3 protein-coding genes are annotated in these 3095 nt (G+C 63.2%); all 3 read left to right on the forward strand.

Annotated elements, in window-relative coordinates; all coding sequences use genetic code 11:
* Window positions 1-141 precede the first annotated feature (141 nt).
* The 3 genes from Taqua_RS12775 to Taqua_RS12790 all read left to right on the forward strand — a co-directional run bounded on the left by Taqua_RS12775 (window position 142) and on the right by Taqua_RS12790 (window position 2865).
* Window positions 142-1200 carry an IS5 family transposase gene (locus Taqua_RS12775; protein ID WP_144326961.1) on the forward strand — a complete coding sequence of 353 codons (1059 nt, stop codon included), beginning with the start codon at window positions 142-144 and terminating at the stop codon, window positions 1198-1200.
* 182 nt (window positions 1201-1382) lie between these two features.
* Window positions 1383-1790: a Cd(II)/Pb(II)-responsive transcriptional regulator gene (cadR, locus tag Taqua_RS12785; protein ID WP_004364961.1), complete on the forward strand. Its 408-nt coding sequence runs from the start codon at window positions 1383-1385 to the stop codon at window positions 1788-1790.
* Between the two features lie 115 nt (window positions 1791-1905).
* Window positions 1906-2865, forward strand: a complete 960-nt coding sequence (locus tag Taqua_RS12790; RefSeq protein WP_425472600.1) for a porin — start codon at window positions 1906-1908, stop codon at window positions 2863-2865.
* The last annotated feature ends 230 nt before the right edge of the window (window positions 2866-3095 follow it).

Genomic DNA, 3095 nt, shown 5'->3' on the forward strand with positions numbered 1-3095 from the left:
CTGGTCGCACATCCGGGCCGTTACCCTCAACCCTGAACGCGACTCTGTGGTCACAACGGCTGTGAGCCGAGGAGACATTCAGCCGATTGCTGCGTGACAGAGGCGACAAGTAGCTTGACGCGCGCCGACTTCCAGGGGGCGATGTTCAGCTACATCAGCCTTGAAGAGCGCGTGCCGCAGACACACCCGCTGCGCAAACTGCGCGCCGTGGTCGATGCGCTGCTGGCGACGATGAACCGCGAGTTCGACGCGGTGTACGCCCGCCGGGGCCGCCCCTCGGTGCCGCCGGAGATGCTGCTCAAGGCCCTGCTGCTGCAGATCCTGTTCTCCATCCGCAGCGAGCGCCAGTTGGTCGAAGCGGTCAACTACAACCTGCTGTACCGCTGGTTCGTGGGCCTGAACATCGAGGACAAGGTCTGGGACCACTCCACCTTCAGCGCCAACCGCGAGCGGCTCTTCAACGAAGACTTGGCCCGCGCCTTCTTCGAGCGGGTCAAGCACACCGCCGATTGGGCGAAGTTGACCAGCGACGAACACTTCAGCGTGGACGGCACGCTGATCGAGGCCTGGGCGGAGCCCTTGAGCTTCAAGCGCCGGGACGACGACAGCGCCAGCCCGCCCGGGCGCAACCCCGAGGTGGACTTCAAAGGGCAGGAGCGCTGCAACGACACCCACGCCAGCACCACGGACGCCGATGCCCGCCTGTTCAAGAAGAGCCAGGGCGACAAGTCCCGCCTGTGCCACATGGGCCACATCCTGATGGAAAACCGCAACGGGTTGATCGTGGACGTGGAGATCACCCATGCCAGCGGCACCGCCGAGCGCGAGGCGGCGCTGGCCATGTTGAAGCGTCGGGACAACAAGAACAAGCGGGCTACGGTCGGGGCCGACAAGGGCTACGACAGCAAGGCCTTCATCAAGGGCTGCCGAAAGCTCAAGGTCACGCCGCACGTAGCGGCCAAGGACAAGCACTCGGCGGTGGATGCCCGGATCACCCGACACGAGGGCTACAAGACCAGTCAGAAGGTGCGCAAGCGCATTGAGGAGGCCTTTGGCTGGATCAAGACCGTGGGTGGTCTGGCCAAGACCAAGCTCATCGGTCAGGCCAAGCTCACGGGTCAGGCGCTGCTGTGCTTTGCCACCTACAACCTGGTGCGCATGGGCAGCATCGGCGGCTGGTGGGACGCGCATCATGCGTGAGCCCGGGGATACGTGCGCCCGAAATGGGCGAGATGGCCTGCAAACAGGCCAGATTGGCCGGTGCAATCGCTGCGCAGACGCGTCTGGGCCACTCGTTTCTTCGAAAACAGCGTCCCTGATGCGTTCGATGCCCACTTTTTCAACGGCCTGATAGAGTAAAGAATCCGTTGGGGAGGAGGCTGATGCGCATTGGTCAGTTGGCGCAGTTGGTAGGGGTCGAAACACAGACGATCCGCTTCTATGAACAGCAGGGCTTGTTGCCGCCGCCTGATCGGCAGGACAACGGTTACCGTGTCTATACCGAGAAGCATGGTGAGGGGCTGGCCTTCATCCGTCGCTGCAGAATCCTGGGCCTGTCACTGGCTGAGATTCACGAACTACAGAGCTATCAGGACGACCCTCATCAGCCTTGTACCGCCGTCAACGCCTTGCTCGATGATCACATCTCTCATGTGCGGTCGCAGATAACCGCTCTGCAAGCGCTTGAGAAACAACTCGTTTCACTGAGAGCGAGTTGCAACGATGACCGGGAAGTTGAGGCGTGTGGGGTTCTTGCTGGAATTAGCGAAGGAAACATGCACCAGCAGTAGGTGAAGCATCAACCAGATAATCCGATGAGATGCCGGTCTGTCTCACTCTCATGCAAAGGTAAGATCAACCATTTAATCCGCTTACCCGAAAAAATCCCTGATCGCCCTGGCCGCCCTGATGGCCACCGGGGCCGCCCTGGCCCAATCCAACGTCACGCTGTACGGTCGCGTGGACCTGTCGGTGGGCAACCTCAAGGACAAGGTCAAGAACACCTCCACCACCCAGATGTTCCAGGGCGGCGAGGGCGGTCTGACCACCTCGCGCTGGGGCCTGCGCGGCACCGAGGACCTGGGTGGCGGCCTCAAGGCGGGGTTCCAACTGGAGAACCGCTTCAACCCCGACACCGGTGCCTCGCAGGATCCGTACTTCAAGGGTGAATCCAGTCTGTCCTTGATGGGTGGCTTTGGCGAGGTCAAACTCGGCCGCAGCAGGACCGTCTACCACGACGTGCGTGCCCTGGGAGAAAGCCGTGATGTGTTCGACTCGGCTTTCACCGCGTCCAGCAACGGGGTCTTCAAGTCGGGCGGCGACTATGCCTCGCGCTTCGACAACAAGATCAGCTACTACAGCCCCAACATGGGCGGCTTCTACGCGGGCATCGACGTCTCGCTGGACGAGAAGGCCGGCGTCTCCCAGGACAAGTACGCCTTCAAGGCCGGCTACAAGCAAAAGGAATTCGAGGTCGCTCTGGCCCACCAAAACGAGAAGGACAAATCCGACAAGTACACCGCGCTGGCCGCGATGTATGACTTCGGCAGCTTCTCGGTATCGGGCGCATACAACCAGCGCAAGGGCAGCGCCGCCAACGGCGACGACAGCGAATACGCGCTGGGCGTGACCGTGCCGGTCGGGGCCTGGGCCTTCTCCGGCGGCTATGCCTACAGCAAGACCAAGGACTCGGCCGGCGGCGCCAAGAACGGCAAGGCCAGCGGCTTCGCCCTCGGCGCCACCTATGCCCTGTCCAAGCGCACGCGCCTGTACGCCGGCTACCGCGACGTGGTGGTGAAGAACAACGTCGGGGCCAAGACCAAGGACGAGCGCCTGGTCGCCTTCGGCATGCGCCACGACTTCTGATCGCGGCCCTGTCCGCACACGGGCGGTGACGGGCCGCCCGATCTCTCCAAAAACGCTCCTTGGGACGGGCTTTCTGCGGAAAGCCCGCTTTTTTTCTCAGGACAGGGCACGCTGGCGCCACGCGGCCAGCGCCCCCAGCCACAGCGCCCCGCCGCCGTCGCCCAGGCGCAGCCGCAGCGCGTGGCGCAGCGTGGCGGCGCTGTTGCACAGGCTGCGCTCGCCGGGCAGGT

Origin of the sequence: Tepidimonas aquatica, assembly GCF_007556585.1 — a bacterium.
Lineage (GTDB): Bacteria > Pseudomonadota > Gammaproteobacteria > Burkholderiales > Burkholderiaceae_C > Tepidimonas > Tepidimonas aquatica.